11 protein-coding genes are annotated in these 14,720 nt (G+C 70.5%); 8 read left to right on the forward strand and 3 right to left on the reverse strand.

All coding sequences use genetic code 11. The features are described 5' to 3' along the window. Positions 1–2 precede the first annotated feature (2 nt). Together D7Y15_RS25145 and D7Y15_RS25150 are read left to right on the forward strand one after the other, a co-directional pair. A complete protein-coding gene (locus tag D7Y15_RS25145) occupies positions 3–1,469 on the forward strand; it encodes a DEAD/DEAH box helicase (protein ID WP_233605080.1) in 1,467 nt (488 codons plus the stop codon). Continuing rightward, positions 1,456–2,670 (forward strand): DUF790 family protein, encoded by a 1,215-nt coding sequence (locus tag D7Y15_RS25150; RefSeq protein ID WP_121754177.1) that lies wholly within the window; start codon positions 1,456–1,458, stop codon positions 2,668–2,670. The genes D7Y15_RS25145 and D7Y15_RS25150 overlap by 14 nt, the downstream gene beginning before the upstream one ends. 14 nt (positions 2,671–2,684) lie before the next feature. Here the strand turns inward: D7Y15_RS25150 and D7Y15_RS25155 are convergent, their stop codons facing one another. Beyond that, positions 2,685–3,050 (reverse strand): helix-turn-helix transcriptional regulator, encoded by a 366-nt coding sequence (locus tag D7Y15_RS25155; RefSeq protein ID WP_014399416.1) that lies wholly within the window; start codon positions 3,048–3,050, stop codon positions 2,685–2,687. Positions 3,051–3,179: 129 nt separating this feature from the next. Here D7Y15_RS25155 and D7Y15_RS25160 point away from each other — a divergent pair, with 129 nt between their 5' ends. From D7Y15_RS25160 to D7Y15_RS25175, 4 genes are all read left to right on the forward strand, one after another. Further along, on the forward strand, positions 3,180–3,539 hold the full coding sequence (locus tag D7Y15_RS25160; RefSeq protein ID WP_120577300.1) for a response regulator transcription factor: 360 nt from the start codon (positions 3,180–3,182) through the stop codon (positions 3,537–3,539). Positions 3,540–3,604: 65 nt separating this feature from the next. Further along, on the forward strand, positions 3,605–4,444 hold the full coding sequence (locus tag D7Y15_RS25165) for a metallophosphoesterase (protein WP_121754163.1): 840 nt from the start codon (positions 3,605–3,607) through the stop codon (positions 4,442–4,444). Positions 4,445–4,527: 83 nt separating this feature from the next. Further along, positions 4,528–5,829 carry a DUF418 domain-containing protein gene (locus D7Y15_RS25170; RefSeq protein ID WP_121754164.1) on the forward strand — a complete coding sequence of 434 codons (1,302 nt, stop codon included), beginning with the start codon at positions 4,528–4,530 and terminating at the stop codon, positions 5,827–5,829. Positions 5,830–5,898: 69 nt separating this feature from the next. Then, the gene (locus tag D7Y15_RS25175; RefSeq protein ID WP_121754165.1) at positions 5,899–7,176 is read left to right on the forward strand and encodes a DUF418 domain-containing protein; all 1,278 of its coding nucleotides are present in this window, start codon (positions 5,899–5,901) and stop codon (positions 7,174–7,176) included. A 100-nt stretch (positions 7,177–7,276) separates the two neighbouring features. On the opposite strand, the gene D7Y15_RS25180 is transcribed toward D7Y15_RS25175, so the two are convergent. Beyond that, a complete protein-coding gene (locus tag D7Y15_RS25180) occupies positions 7,277–9,535 on the reverse strand; it encodes a M4 family metallopeptidase (protein ID WP_121754166.1) in 2,259 nt (752 codons plus the stop codon). 363 nt (positions 9,536–9,898) lie between these two features. Here D7Y15_RS25180 and D7Y15_RS25185 point away from each other — a divergent pair, with 363 nt between their 5' ends. After that, positions 9,899–10,873: an NADPH:quinone oxidoreductase family protein gene (locus tag D7Y15_RS25185; RefSeq protein ID WP_121754167.1), complete on the forward strand. Its 975-nt coding sequence runs from the start codon at positions 9,899–9,901 to the stop codon at positions 10,871–10,873. Between the two features lie 12 nt (positions 10,874–10,885). On the opposite strand, the gene D7Y15_RS25190 is transcribed toward D7Y15_RS25185, so the two are convergent. After that, positions 10,886–11,302: a hypothetical protein gene (locus D7Y15_RS25190; protein ID WP_120596708.1), complete on the reverse strand. Its 417-nt coding sequence runs from the start codon at positions 11,300–11,302 to the stop codon at positions 10,886–10,888. 389 nt (positions 11,303–11,691) lie between these two features. On the opposite strand from D7Y15_RS25190, the gene D7Y15_RS25195 reads away from it, so the two are divergent. Then, a complete protein-coding gene (locus D7Y15_RS25195; protein ID WP_121754168.1) occupies positions 11,692–14,709 on the forward strand; it encodes an amino acid adenylation domain-containing protein in 3,018 nt (1,005 codons plus the stop codon). The last annotated feature ends 11 nt before the right edge of the window (positions 14,710–14,720 follow it).

Consider the following 14,720-nt stretch of genomic DNA (forward strand, 5'->3'; position numbering starts at 1 on the left):
CCATCCCGCGCGAGTCTCCCCCCACGTCGGTTCCCCCAGAGTCCCGAGCGTCCGCCATCGAGCCCCTGCCCTCCCCCCTCACCGAGCTGCACTACGACAGCGGCACGCTGGTGGCCCCGACGCTGCCCGACGACGAGCGTCTGCACGCGCTCTTCCAGAAGGACGCGCGCACGGGCGTCTTCCGCGCGCCCGCGCGGCACTACCGCGACGTCGTCTTGCGCCTGCGCGAATGCGGGCTGCCCTACGAGGACCGCGCGAAGCGCTTCGAGCCGGCGGAGCTGCCCCTCGCGGTGCCCATCGAGCCGTTTCCGCATCAGCGCGCGGCGCTGGACGCCTGGACGCGCGCGGGAGGCCGGGGGCTGGTGGAGCTGCCCACCGGCGCGGGCAAGACGCTGCTGGCGGTGCTGGCCATCGCGTGGGTGAAGCGGCCCACGCTGGTGGTGGTGCCCACGTTGGATTTGATGGCGCAGTGGCAGGGCGTGCTGGCGAAGCACTTCGCCACCCCGGTGGGCATGGTGGGCGGCGGCGTCAACGACCGGCAGACGCTCACGGTGACGACGTACGACTCCGCGGCGATGCAGATGGAGTTCACGGGCAACCGCTTCGGACTGCTCATCTGCGACGAGTGCCACCACCTGCCCGCGCCCAGCTACCGCTTCATCGCGGAGGGGACGCTCGCGCCCTACCGGCTGGGACTCACCGCGACGCTGGAGCGCGCGGACGGCGGCGAGCGCGTGTGCGAGGAGCTCCTGGGCCCACTGGTGCACCGCACCGGCATCGACGAGCTCCAGGGCCAGTACCTGGCGCCCTACGAGGTCCGCCGCATCGAGGTGCCGCTCACCCCCGACGAGAAGGCGCGCTACGACGAGGCGCGAGGCCGCTACATCACGTTCGTGCGCAAGCTGGGCGTGCCGCTCGCGTCGCCGGAGGGTTGGGCGCGCTTCCTGGCCCAGAGCCAGCGGAGCGACGAAGGGCGCGCGGCGTACCGGGGCTACCGGGAGCAGCGCCGCATCGCGCTCACCTCCAGCGGCAAGCTGGACGCGCTCTGGAAGATATTGCTGGAGCACCGCGAGGACCGCGCCATCGTCTTCACCGACGACAACGAGACGGTCTACACGCTGGCGCGCAAGCTGCTCCTGCCCGCGCTCACGCACCACACGCCGCTGCCGGAGCGCAAGGCGCTGCTGGCCGCGTTCGCCAGCGCGGAGCTGCCGGTGCTGCTCACCTCACGGGTCCTCAACGAAGGCGTGGACGTGCCGGACGCTCGCGTGGGCGTGGTGCTCAGTGGCAGCGGCAGCGTGCGCGAACACGTCCAACGACTGGGCCGCATCTTGCGAAAACGCCCCGGCAAGCGCGCCCTCTTGTACGAAGTGTGCTCCGCGCAGACCGCGGAGAGCGGCATCAGCGAAAGACGCCGGCAACACCGCGCCTACCAGGAGCCGGAGGGATCGCCAGATGCTGACGCGTGAGCTGCTCGCCTCGCGCGTGCGCGAAGGCATCCTGCGCCCCTCCTTCGTGAAGACCCACGACCCGTCCCTCCAGGCGCTCGCGAAGGAGCTGCTCGCGGACGCGGAGTCCTTCCGGGGCCAGAGCCGCGACGATGTAGAGGAGGCCTTCAGCCTCAAGGCCGGAGCGTTCAGCCGCCCCAAGGTCGCGCGCGGGCTGGTGAAGCTGCTCCTCGACCGGCTCATCTTCGACGAGGCCGGCGAAGGCGCCACGGAGGCGCGCTGGCGCACGCTGCTCGTGGGCACGAAGGTGCTGCGCACCCTTCCGCCGGACACCACGCTGGAGGCCTACGAAGCGCGCCTCACGGAGGCCCTGGGCGCGCCGCTGGCGGACACGCGCGAGGCGCTCTACTCGGACCTGCCCGGCAACCGGAAGCTGCTCGGTTGGGACGGCGAAGCGCTCACTCCGCAGGGACTCCTGGACCGCTACAACCTGGCGCTCGCGCAGGGGCCGCTGCTCAACGCCCGGCGCCTCACCCTGCGCGCGCGGTCGCCGGAACTGCTGCGCGTGCGCAAGCTGTTGCGCTGGTTGAAGTTCTGCCGGCTGGTGGCGGAGGTGCGGCGCGACGGCGAGGACTGGGCCCTGGAGGTGGAGGGCCCCGGCGCCATGCTGTCCCTGCAGAAGAAGTACGGCCTGCAGCTCGCGAGCTTCCTCTCCGTGGTTCCCATCCTGGAGCGCTGGGAGCTCTCCGCGGTGCTGGAGGACGCGCGCAAGCGGTCCACGCTCCAGCTCTCCCATGAGGATCCGTTGGTGTCCCCGCTGCCCGCCGCGCTGGGGCACGTGCCGCCGGAGGTGGCCGCGCTGGCGGAAGGCTTCGAGGATGAGGCCTGGGCGCTGGACCTGACGCCCCTGCCCCGCCACACCGGCGCCGCTGGACTGTGCGTGCCGGACCTCACCTTCCGCCACCGGAAGTCGGGCCAGGAGGTCGCGCTGGAGCTGTTCCACCCGTGGCACGCGGCGCCGCTGTCACGCCGGCTGGCGGAGCTGCGCGCGCGTCCGGACGCGGGGCTGCTCCTGGGCGTGGACCGCGCGCTGGCGAAGGAGTCGGCGGAGCGGCAGGTGCTGGAAGATCACCCGCAGGTGGTGCTCTTCAACGGCTTTCCCTCCGTCCGGAAACTGAGGGAACGGCTCGCGCGATGGGACGGCGCGGCGAAGGCCGGATGAGCGCCGGAGCGCCCTCAGCTCCGCGGTTTGAACTGTGAGGCCAGCACGCTGAGGATGCGGACGGAGCCCCGATCCAGCTGCTTCGCGCGACGCAGGAGCCGGCGCAGCTCCGCGGACTCGCCGTAGTCGGACGGAGGCTCCGCGGCCCACTTCACGTCCTGCGACGGCTTCAGCCCCAGCGCCTCGTCCGCGGAGATGGACAGCACCACGCACAACCGGCGGAAGGTCTGGATGCTGGGCAGCATGTGGCCGCGCTCCAGGCGCCCGTAGACCTCACTGGCGATGCCGATGCGCTCCGCCACGTCCGCCTGGGTCAGGTTCAGGCGGGTGCGGGCGACGCGGGCCGCGCCTCCGAGCCGGGATGCGAGGGTCTTTTCCATGGGGTCGTTAACCTACCGGGTTCGCCCATGTCGATATGACTTGAGAGGTTGGCTTCCAAGAACTTCCGGGGTAGGCTTTTCGCGACACAACCTCTTGCGTCTAGCCCGTCCGCACCACCCATTGCCTTCATGCGAGAGTCCTCCAGCCCACCCAGCTTCCTCTTCGTGGACGCGGATCCGCGTGCGCTGGCCGCGCTGCGGCGGCTCTCCAGGTACCTGCCCGGAGACAAGCGCTTCGCCCTGGGCGTGCGCGAAGCGGAGCGGCTGATGGGGGAAGCGGCGCCGTCCGTGGTGGTGTGCGGCTACGGCCTGCCGGATGGTGACGGGCTGTGCCTGCTCACGTGCGTGCGCGCCCAGCATCCTCGCGCCGCGTGCGCGCTGCACACCACGCATCCCCCGTCTCGCGGGCTGCGGGAGGAGGGCATCACCTGGATGGACCGCGCCGCGCCGCCGCAGCAGGTGCTGGCGCTCCTGACCTCCTTGAGCTGACGGCCGGGCGTTCCCATGGCGTGCGCGGCGGGGAGCGTTAAGGTAGGGACTCCCCCACGCACGCCATGAAGCTCTACGCCATCAGCGACCTGCACCTGCGGCACAAGGAGAACCACGAGGCGCTGGCGGCACTCGCGCCACGTCCGGACGACTGGCTCATCGTCGGCGGCGACGTCGGCGAGACGCTCGCGGAAATGGAGCTGATGCTGCGCACGCTCACCGCGCGCTTCCGCCAGGTCGTCTGGGTGCCAGGCAACCACGAGCTGTGGACCATGCCCTCCGAACAGCCTCCGCTGAAGGGCGAGGCGCGCTACCTGCGCATGGTGGACCTGTGCCACCGCTTCGGCGCGCTCACGCCGGAGGACCCGTATCCGCGCTGGCCCGGCGAGGGCCCGCCCCGCGTCATCGTCCCCATGTTCCTGGGCTACGACTACACCTTCCGCCCGGACACCGTGCCCGCGGACAAGGCGCTGGAGTGGGCCTGGGAGGACGACCTGATGTGCACGGACGAGGTGCTCCTGCATCCGGAGCCCTACCCCACCCGTCAGGCCTGGTGCCACGCGCGCGTGGAGCGCACCCGCGCGCGGCTGGAGCGGCTGCCGCCGGAGTGCTCCACCATCCTCATCAATCACTACCCGCTGCGCTACGAGCATGTGCGGCTGCCGCGCATCCCGCGCTTCTCCATCTGGTGCGGCACGCGCCTCACCGAGGACTGGCACACGCGCTACCGCGCGGAGGTGGTGGTGACGGGGCACCTGCACATGCCGGCCACGCTGTGGCGCGACGGCGTGCGCTTCGAGGAGGTCTCCCTGGGCTACCCCATGCAATGGCGTCACCGGGGCGGCCTGGAGCGCTGCTTGCGTGAAGTCCTTCCCGGTCCTCAGAAGCCCGCCCCGCCGCCGTGACGTCGCGAGTCACCACTCGACGCGGGCCGCGCCACACCCAACGTGTTTGACGGTGCGGAGTCCCGGGCGTGTAGTTGCACGCCATGCCCGAGCCCTCTTCCGCTGGCCCCGTCGAGCTCTCCGAGCGCGTGCACCTGCTGGACGCCCTGCGCGGCTTCGCGCTCCTGGGCGTCTTCGTCTCCAACAGCCTGAGCTGGTTCAGCGGCCGGTCGCTGCTGCCGAACGAACAGGCACAGGCGCTGGCCGCGCCCATGCTGGAAGCGGTGGTCCGCCAGCTCTACGCCTTCTTCGTGGACCAGAAGTTCGTCACCCTCTTCTCCCTCCTCTTCGGAATGGGCTTCGCGCTGCAGATGACGCGCGCGGAAGGGCGGGGCACCTCCATCGTGCCGGTGTACCGGCGCCGCCTGCTCGTGCTCCTGGGCATCGGCCTGGTCCACATGTTCGCCCTCTGGGTGGGTGACATCCTCAGCACCTACGCGCTGGTGGGCTTCGTCCTGCTGTTGTTCCGCCAGCGCTCGGACAGGACGGTGCTCACCTGGGTGGCGGTGCTCTTCGTCGTCCTGCCCCTCACCCTGTCCATCGCGCAGCGCTTTGGCCCGGAGCTGCTGCACGGCAAGGAGGCCGCGGAAGCCGCCGCCAAGGCCACGCGCGACCTGGAGGCCGCGCACCGCACGGCGTTCCTCACCGGCCTGTCCAGCGAGTCCGTGCTGACGTCGCAGAAGGCCAACGCCCTCTTCGCCTGGCAGAACCTGCCCAACCCGGGGCGTCCCATCTGGCTGTGCATCATCCTGGGCCGCTTCCTGCTGGGCCTGTGGACCGGACGCCAGAAGCTGCTGGAGGACGTGGAGCGCCACCGCAAGCTGCTCGTGCGGGTGATGTCCTGGGGGCTGGGCGTGGGCAGCGCCGTCGCCACCCTGTCGTTGGTGCTCTATCTCAGGAGCCGGGGCACCCCGGGCGGCCCCTGGGGACAGACCAGCCAGCCGCCGTGGATGGTGGGCATGCGCACCCTGCGGGAGGTGGGCTACCTGTTCATGGGCTGCGGGTACGCGGCGGCCTTCGCGCTGCTCTTCCAGAAGGAGCGCTGGCGCAAGGTGCTGGGCGTACTCACGCCCGCGGGCCGCATGGCGCTGACGCTCTACCTCACGCAGTCGGTGATCAGCATCGCGCTGTATGACGGCTGGGGCCTGGGGCTGGTGGGCCACACGCCGCCGTCGCGCACGGTGCTCATGTGCCTGGGCGTCTTCGCGGCGCAGGTCGCCTTCAGTCACTGGTGGCTGGCGCGCTTCCGCTTCGGGCCGGTGGAGTGGCTGTGGCGCTCACTCACCTACGGCCGCCTCCAGCCCATGCGCCTGGCCCCCGCCGGTGAGGCGCGCGCGGCGCACTGAGATGTATCGCTGTATCAGGGCGGGCGCGTGATTTGACGCTGCCGAGGGCGCCAGCATGTAGTGCCCGGCATGTCCGAGTCCCCTTCCGCCGGTCCCATTGAAAGCGCGCAGCGCGTCCACGCCCTGGACGCCCTGCGCGGCTTCGCGCTCCTGGGCGTCTTCATCTCCAACAGCCTGAACTGGTTCAACGGTCGGCTGTTCCTGCCGAAAGAGCAGGCCCTGGCGCTGGCCGCGTCGCCGCTGGAGCTCACGGTCAATTCGCTCTTCGCGCTGCTCATCGAGCAGAAGTTCGTCACCCTCTTCACCCTCCTCTTCGGCCTGGGCTTCGCGCTGCAGATGACGCGCGCGGAAGGGCGGGGCACCTCCATCGTGCCGGTGTACCGGCGCCGCCTGCTCGTGCTCCTGGGCATCGGGCTGGTCCACATGTTCGCCATCTGGCTGGGCGACATCCTCACCACCTACGCGTTGGTGGGCTTCCTGCTTCTGTCGTTCCGCCAGTGCTCCGAAAAGACGGTGCTCGTCTGGGCGGCGCTGTTCCTGTTCGTGGTGCCCACCGTCTTCTCCATCGGGCAGCGGGTGCTCCCGGTGATGCTGGACGGCGCGGCGGCGACGGAGCGCGCCCAGAAGGCCACGCGGGAGGAGGACGCGGAGCGCCGCGCGGCCTTCTTCGCGGGCCTCTCCAGCGACTCGGTGGTGACCAGCCAGCAGGCCAACGCGGCCTACGGCTGGGCCAGCATCCCCAACCCCAACCGCCCGGTGCTGCTGTCCATCATCCTGGGCCGCTTCCTGCTGGGCCTGTGGGCCGGGCGCCGGGGGCTGCTGCAGGACGTGGAGCGCCACCGTCCGCTGCTGCGGAAGCTGGCCGCCTGGGGACTGGGGGTGGGCAGCGTCATCGGGCTCGTCGTCCTGGCGCTCAACCTCACGTACCGGGGCGTGACGAGCCTGCCGGGGTGGCTGGTGTGGATGCGCATCCCCAAGGACGTGGGCATCCTCTTCCTGGGCGTGGGCTTCGCGGCGGCCTTCGCGCTGCTCTTCCAGAAGGAGCGCTGGCGCAAGGTGCTGGGCGTCTTCACCCCCGCGGGCCGCATGGCGCTGACGCTCTACCTCATGCAGTCCGTGCTCAGCATCACGCTGTATGACGGCTGGGGCCTGGGCCTGGTGGGCCGCACGCCGCCGTCGCTCACGGTGGTCTTCAGCCTGCTGCTGTTCGCGGGACAGGTGGCCTTCAGCCACTGGTGGCTGGCGCGCTTCCGCTTCGGCCCGGTGGAGTGGCTGTGGCGCTCGCTCACCTACGGCCGCGCCCAGCCCATGCGCCTGGGCCCCACCGCGGCGCACGCGGTGAACTGAAGCGGGACAAAAAAAGAACCCCGGGTCCCGCGAGGAGGCGGGAGCCCGGGGTCTCAGGAGCGGAGCGCGGCACCTTCGCCGCGCCCCACACCTTCAGGCACTACTTGACCTTGTAGGAGGCCGCGAACACGGTGTTGATGTAGCCGTCAACCTCGGTGTCGACCAGGCTCGGCACACCGACGACCGTGATGTAGTACTTGCCCGCCGGGATGTTGCGCAGGATGACGCTCTCCGTCGCGCTCTCCCTCACGCCACGGCCCAGGTAGGACGTGAACGTCGGGGCGGCGGCGGCCTGCACGTAGACGTCGGCGTTGCCCTCGCCCTCACCCAGCGCGATGGACAGCGTGTTGATGCCGGAGTCCTTCTTGAACTCAGGCACGTCGATGATGAAGGTGCGGGTGGAGCCCGGCACGCCGGAGAGGCCCTCGATGCGGGTCTCGTTGCCGATGTCCTCGAAGCCACCCTTCCAGGTCACGGACAGGCTGGTGCCCGTGTAGGAGGTGAAGCCCTTGATCATCACGTACCAGATGCCCTTGGCGCCGGAGGTGGCGAAGGTGCAGGTCTCCGCGTTGCCGGACTTGTACGGACGGCAGTCGTACAGGGAGTCCGTCGGGGCGTTGGTCTTGCGGACGTAGAGGTCCGCGTCACCCGTGCCACCGGACATGGTGAAGGTCACGTCCGTGGCGCCCTCGGGGATGGTCACCGAGTAGTACACCTTGCTGCCGGAGGTGCCGTTGATGCCCGTCACGGGCACGCCCTTCTCGATCGGCGTGGTCACCGGAGGAGGCACGGGCACGCCCACGCCCACGGCCTTCCAGGCGTTGCCCACCGAGGCGATCTCCGCCGCGGTGAAGCCCAGCTGCGTCGCGGCCTGCTCGGAAGCGGTCTTCGCCGCCTCGAAGTTCGAGGACGCAACCAGCAGGTCGGCGTTGATCTTGTAGAAGACGCGAGCGGCCTTCTCGAAGCCGATGCCGGTGACGACCTGGGTCGTCTTGGCGCGCGGGTGCGTGCCACCCTCGGACATCAGGTAGAACGCCAGGTTGGAGATACCCGAGCTGTAGTGCACGTCCACGCCCGAGCCGTAGTCCGGGTAGTAGTCGAGCGAGTCCCCGTCCTGCGTGGGGTTCTTCATGTAGCGCAGGCCGTCACCCGGGATGCTCGGGGTCCAGACGTCGTCGCCGACGATCCAGGTGCCGTCGTCGATGACCTTGCCCTTGCCGTACCACTCGCACACCGCGCCGAAGATGTCCGAGAGGGACTCGTTCAGGCCGCCGGACTCACCGGAGTAGGTGAGGTTGGACTCGTTCTCCGTCACCGCGTGCGTCAGCTCGTGCGCGGTCACGTCCAGCGAGTTCGCCAGGTTGGAGGCGTTCACGCCGTCGCCATCGCCGTACACCATCTGGGTGCCGTCCCAGTAGGCGTTGACGTAGTTGTTGCTGTAGTGGACGAAGCTCTTCAGCGTCGCGCCCGCGTTGTTGATGGAGTCGCGGCCGAACAGGCTCTGGTAGCAGTCGTAGACCGTGCCCAGGTGGTTGTAGTTGTTGTTCACCACCACGTCGGCGTGGGCCGCATCACCCTCCCACCGAGCCCGAACGCCGCCCGTGGGGACGTTCGTCTTGTGCTGCATGTCGTTGACCTGGCGGTTCTTCGCCGAGTGGATGTGCGGAACGCGCTCGAAGACGTCGCCCGTCTTGGCGTTCACGTACACGGAGTCATCCACCGGGGTGGTGTCCTTCAGCTCGCCCACGACGCGAATTTCGTACGCGAGGATGAGCTCGTTGCCCGAGCGGCGGTACACGAGCTGGGGCTCGCCGTTGGCGGCCGCGCGCTCCGGGGAACCGCGATCACCGACCGCCGCCGAGATGGCCGCGTCGGACGCGATGGTGGCCTTCAGCTCGCCCTGCAGGTCGCCACGGGCGTTGGTGTTCACCGCGAACACGGAGCCGTTGCGCGCGTGCAGGCGAACCTCGGCGTCCTGAACCAGGATGCCGTTCTGGGTCACGCCGTAACGGTAGTGGGTGTCACCGTCGAAGCCGACGTAGGCCCGCTTCAGGAACAGGTCGTTCGGGTTCAGGTGGAACAGCGGCGCCACGCCCGCGAGCACCGGCGCCAGCTGCTGCTGGGCCGCGATGCCCTGGATGGCCGAGGGAGCGGGGACGGAACCGAAGGAACCGGTGAGGAAGGTGGGGACCGCGTCGGAGTCCGCCGCGATGACCTTCTGGCCCGCCGACAGATTGGCGGAAGCCTTCTGGATGTTGGCGTCCTCGGTGTTCGCCGCAGGAGCGCCATCGGTGCAAGCGCCAACCATCAGGGACAGGGCTGCGGCACCCAGGGCGCCGCGTACTCGCTTCTCGTACATGTAATCCTCCTAAGGGGAAAGATTAGGAAACACTGTGCCACAGGAGAGGCGCGTATTTCAAGTACAGGCGAGATTTCTACTTTTACATCTCTTCTCAAACTTCGAGAGTATCTCGCAACTGCTTGAAATGACGGAGGAACTCACGCAGCCCGGCGAAAACGGGGTTGAAGCTTCAAACCAGCAAGGCGGTTACTTCGTGGTTGAAGCGTCTGTCGGCGGATGCGTGCAATGAGTGAACGCCGGGGAGAAATTGCCGTCTCATTTATTCCCGACCCGGGTGGGTCCTTCATCACCGTTGACATCCAGGAGGGCTTTGGGGCGGGGCAGGCGGGCTAGCGTCCCGCACTCAAGGAGGCGACACACATGCGCGCGTTGCAGCTTCAGCGGCTGGAGGGACCCGAGGGCCTGGCGATGGTGGAGGTCCCGGAGCCGGAGGCGGGGGACGGGGTCCTCATTGATGTGGTGGCGGCCGGGGTGAGCTTCCCGGATCTGCTGCTCACCCGCGGCCAGTACCAGATGAAGCCGGAGGTGCCCTTCGTGCCGGGAGTGGAGGTGGCGGGCGTGGTGCGCGCCGCGCCGGCGGGGGCACGGGTGAAGCCCGGCGACAGGGTGATGGGCTTCTCCTTCACCCTGGGCGGCTTCGCGGAGGCCTGCGTGGTGGCGCCGGAGCTGGCCTTCCCCATTCCGGAAGCGTGGAGCTTCGAGCAGGCGGCGGGCGTGGTGATGAACTACCACACGGCGCACTTCGCGCTGCACCGGCGCGGGCAGCTGCGCCAGGGAGAGACGGTGGTGGTGCACGGCGCTGCGGGCGGCGTGGGCACCGCGGCCGTGCAGGTGGCGAAGGGCGCCGGGGCGCGCGTGCTGGCGGTGGTGAGCGACGAGCGCAAGAAGGAGGTGGCGACGCGCGCGGGCGCGGACGTCGTCCTTCTATTGAAGGAGTTCCAGGCTGGCGTGCGCGAGGCCACGGACGGCCGGGGCGCGGACGTGGTGCTGGACCCCGTGGGCGGCGACGTCTTCGAGAAGAGCCTCAAGGTGCTGGCGCCAGAGGGGCGGCTCCTGGTGGTGGGCTTCGCCAGCGGCCAGATTCCCTCCGTCACGGTGAACCGGCTGCTCCTGCGCAACGTCTCCGTGGTGGGCGTGGCGTGGGGCGCATTCCTGATGCAGGCGCCGGAGCTGCCGGGCGAGATCGCCAGGGACCTGGAGGCGCTCGCGGCGAAGGGCTTCGTCAATCCGGTGGTGGGCCGCGTCTTCTCCTTCGAGGACGGCGCGCAGGCGCTGCGCGAGCTGGAGTCGCGTCAGGCCGTGGGCAAGGTCGTGCTGAAGGTGAAGGCCGGCTGACGTCACTCGACGTCACTCTTCTGGCAGGGGCAGGGGCGTGGGAGTCCCTGCCTCGCGCTCCAGGACGTCCGCGGCGCGGGCATCCCGGGGCAGACCGAAGCGGGCGCGCGAGCACATGAGGAGCTGGCCCGCGAAGACGCTGTCCGCCAGCGCGTCCGCGTAGCGCCCGTGGGCCTCGCACAGTCGGGCCCGCTCATCCACCAGCCGGGCGAGGATGCGCGCCTGCTCCGGGTGGGCGAAGAGCCCGACGACGGAGCGCGCGTCGAAGCGGGCGAGCGTGTCGTACTCCATGCCCAGCGTCGTGATGCACACCTCGCGGATCCGCTCCAGGCACGCGTCCCAGGAGGCGCGCGAGTGGGCGATGTCCGGCACCGAGCGGCCAAGCTCGCGGACGGCGTTGAGCAGGAAGGCGTGTCGTAGCGAAGGCATCCGGTCCTCCACTACAGCCCAGCCCCCTTGAATCATCCAGCGCGACAGGGGGTGCGGACCCACCCCGACGAATCAGGTTGCACCCACCCGCCGGGGGCTCGCGCGCGGCGGCGGCACACCCCCACGGGAAAAAGACAGACATCGTCACCCTGGCGTGGAGGTACGCGCCCGCGGTGTTCCAAAGATATATCCAGACGGGAATGACATACACCGCGTGCGGGAGTCCCCTGACGGAGACGGGGGCATGGATGACCCGAGCGTGTGTGTTGCAATCAAGACTCCGCGTGTATCACCGCGCGGTTCCTACGTATTGCGCGAACGCTGCCAGTCTTTAGACTTTTCAAACGCGAAGCACCCGCGCGCGAGTCACCACATCCAAGGAATGCACCATGGCCCTTCCGTCCACGCTGCGTCTTCCCCCGACCGCGGAGATCGCCTTCGGCTCCACGGTGCTGAAGCAGCCGGAGCTGTTGCGCCGGGCGGCCCGGGTGGCGCGGCGGCTGCGGACCGAGTGGAACGTGCGGCCGGGAGACCGCGTGGGGTTGATGGTGGTACCGGGGCCGGAGGTCATCCCGGCCATCCTGGGCATCTGGATGGCGGGCGCGGCCTACGTGCCGTTGGATCCCTTCCTCCCCGACGAGCGGCTCCTGCGCATCCTGCGCGACGCGGGCCTGCGCGGCGTCGTCACGCAGCGCATGCACCGCGTCTCCGTGGGGCTCCTGGAGACGTGGTTGGGGGCTCCCCTGCCCTTCCTGGAGGCGGATGCGGCGGCGGTGGACGGCGCGGAGGGCATCGACGTCCCGGACATCATCGACGCTCCGCCGGACCGGCCCGCGTACCTCATCTACACCTCTGGCAGCACGGGTGAGCCCAAGGGCGTGGTGTGCACGTTCCGGGGGCTCGTGAACCTGGTGCACGGCGTGGGGCCACTGTTGGGCCTGGGGCCGGACACGCGGCACCTCCAGTTCGCCAGCATCAACTTCGACGCGTCCGTGTGGGAGGTGTTCCCCACGCTGTTCGCGGGCGGCGCCGTGGTGCAGGGCACGCGCGAGGACCTGCTGCCCGGCCGGCGCATGGCGGAGTACCTGCGCCAGCAGCGCGTGACGCACCTGTGCCTGCCGCCGTCCGTGCTGGGGCAGCTGGGGCCGCACGTGGACACGCTGCCGGACGTGGCGTGCGTGGTGATGGCGGGCGAGCGCTGCCCGGCGCCGCTCGCGGAGCGGTGGCATGCGTCTGGCCGCCGCGTCTTCAACGCCTATGGCCCCACGGAGGGGACGGTCTGCGCGACCGCGTACCGGGTGAAGGGCGGCGAGTCGCCCGTGCCCATCGGACAGGCGCTGCCGGGCGTGCACCTGCGCGTGGTGGGGACGGACGGACAGGACGTCGCGGTGGGCGCGACGGGCGAGGTGTGGATTGGCGGCGAGGGCGTGGCGGAGGGCTACCGCAACCAGCCCGAGCGCACGCGGGAGCGCTTCCCCACGGACGCCCAGGGCGCCCGGTGGTACCGCACCGGTGACGAGGCCGTGCGCCGCGCGGATGGGGCGCTCGTGTTCCTGGGCCGGATGGATCAGCAGGTGAAGCTGCGCGGCTTCCGCATCGAGTTGGAGGCCATCGAGCAGGCGCTGTACGCGTACCCGGGCGTCGCGCAGGCGGCGGTGACGGTCTTCGAGCACACGGACGCGCAGGGCCAGACGTCGGGCCTGCTGGTCGCGTACCACAGCGTGCAGGAGGGCCACACGGTGTCGCTGGAGGCGCTGCGCGCGCACCTGGGCGTCGTGCTGCCGGACTACATGGTGCCGCACCGCTTCGTGGAGCTGCCGCGCCTGCCGCTCATGCCCCACCTGGGCAAGGTGGACCGGGGGGCCCTGCCGCCCCCGGCGGACTGGGTGGGCGCCACCGCGTCCGACTCCCGCGCCGCGCAGCCCACCGCGCCCTCGACGCCCGCCACTCCGATTGACCGGCTGTGCCGCGCCTTCGAGCGAGGCCTGGGCTCGGCCCCGGGCACGGTCACGGCGAACACGCACTTCTTCCAGGCGGGCGGTGACTCCCTGGGCGTGGCGCACGTGCTGGCCCAGGTGGAGGAGGACTTCGGCGTGTCGCTGCCGTCGCGCCGCGTTTACTCGCACCCCACGCCCCAGCTGCTCCTGCCCTTCTGCGAGGCCGGCGCGGCCCCGGCCGAAGCGGGCCCCCAGGGCGTGCGCGCCACGCTGCTGACCGACGCGCGGTCCGCCGCCCTGCCCCGGCTCACGGCCCCCGCGCTCGTCAAGCAGCCGCCGCGCACGCTCCTGCTCACGGGGGCGACGGGGTTCCTGGGCATCCACCTGCTGGCCGCGCTGGCGCCCCGCGTGGAGCGCATCCACTGCCTGGTGCGGGCGCGCGACGACGCGGAGGCGGGCGCGCGGCTTCGTGCCACCGCTCGCAAGTACGGCGTGCACCTGCCCTGGCGCGACGGGCGCATCCAGGCGGTGGCGGGCGACATCACCCGGACGCGGCTGGGGCTGGAAGCGTCCGTGCATGACGACCTGGCGCTCCAGTGCGACGCGGTGGTGCACTCGGCCGCGAGCATCAGCTACATCCTGCCGTACGCGGACGCGGGGCGGCCCAACGTCGCCGGCACGCAGCAGGTGCTGGCCTTCTGCGCGCACGGCCGCACGAAGCCCCTGCACCACGTGTCCTCGCTCAGCGTCCACGGCGCGGTGGGCACGCTGCTGGGCCTGGAGGAGGTGGACGAGGACTTCGCGCTGGAGCGCTCGTTGGACTTGATGTCCTACGAGAACGGCTACACGCGGGCCAAGTGGGTCGCGGAGCGGATCGCCGTGGATGCGCGCGACAGCGGCCTGCCGGTCAGCATCTACCGGCCGGGCTTCATCCAGGGCCACAGCCGCACGGGCATCGGCAACGCGGACGACATGCTGTGCCGGCTGCTGGTGGGCAACGCGCAGCTGGGCATGTCGCCGGACCTGCCGGACAAGTACTGGCTGCCGGTGCCGGTGGACTACGTGGCCAGCGCCACCGCGCACCTGGTGCTCACCCAGGCCCCGGGCGGCACGTACAACCTGGCGCCGGAGCGCGAACAGGAGCCGAGCCACAACGCCCTCTTCGACATGCTGGGCGTGCACGGACACCCGGTGCGCCGCGTGGCGCCAGCGGTGTGGCTGCGCGAGCTGGGACGGGTGGGGCCGGACAACGCCCTCTTCCCGCTGGTCGCGTTCCTGCGGGAGAAGGTCTACCACGGCACCCGCACGGTGCTGGAGCTGCACCACCGCACGCCGCGCGTGCGCACGGACCACACCCGCGCCGCGCTGGCGGGCACGGACATCCAGTGCCCGGACATCGACGCGGCCCTGCTGCGCCGCTACGTGAAGGACCTCTTCGCGCGCCACCGCTCCGCGGCCCTCGCCGCGTAGCGGGGGCAGGA

Origin of the sequence: Corallococcus sp. AB030 (genome assembly GCF_003668965.1) — a bacterium.
GTDB lineage: Bacteria > Myxococcota > Myxococcia > Myxococcales > Myxococcaceae > Corallococcus > Corallococcus exiguus.

Coding starts and splice junctions, on each gene's coding strand:
- D7Y15_RS25150 (WP_121754177.1), top strand. CDS start 1,456: ATGCTGACGCGTGAGCTGCTCGCCTCGCGCGTGCGCGAAGGCATCCTG.
- D7Y15_RS25155 (WP_014399416.1), bottom strand. CDS start 3,050: ATGGAAAAGACCCTCGCATCCCGGCTCGGAGGCGCGGCCCGCGTCGCC.
- D7Y15_RS25160 (WP_120577300.1), top strand. CDS start 3,180: ATGCGAGAGTCCTCCAGCCCACCCAGCTTCCTCTTCGTGGACGCGGAT.
- D7Y15_RS25165 (WP_121754163.1), top strand. CDS start 3,605: ATGAAGCTCTACGCCATCAGCGACCTGCACCTGCGGCACAAGGAGAAC.
- D7Y15_RS25170 (WP_121754164.1), top strand. CDS start 4,528: ATGCCCGAGCCCTCTTCCGCTGGCCCCGTCGAGCTCTCCGAGCGCGTG.
- D7Y15_RS25175 (WP_121754165.1), top strand. CDS start 5,899: ATGTCCGAGTCCCCTTCCGCCGGTCCCATTGAAAGCGCGCAGCGCGTC.
- D7Y15_RS25180 (WP_121754166.1), bottom strand. CDS start 9,535: ATGTACGAGAAGCGAGTACGCGGCGCCCTGGGTGCCGCAGCCCTGTCC.
- D7Y15_RS25185 (WP_121754167.1), top strand. CDS start 9,899: ATGCGCGCGTTGCAGCTTCAGCGGCTGGAGGGACCCGAGGGCCTGGCG.
- D7Y15_RS25190 (WP_120596708.1), bottom strand. CDS start 11,302: ATGCCTTCGCTACGACACGCCTTCCTGCTCAACGCCGTCCGCGAGCTT.
- D7Y15_RS25195 (WP_121754168.1), top strand. CDS start 11,692: ATGGCCCTTCCGTCCACGCTGCGTCTTCCCCCGACCGCGGAGATCGCC.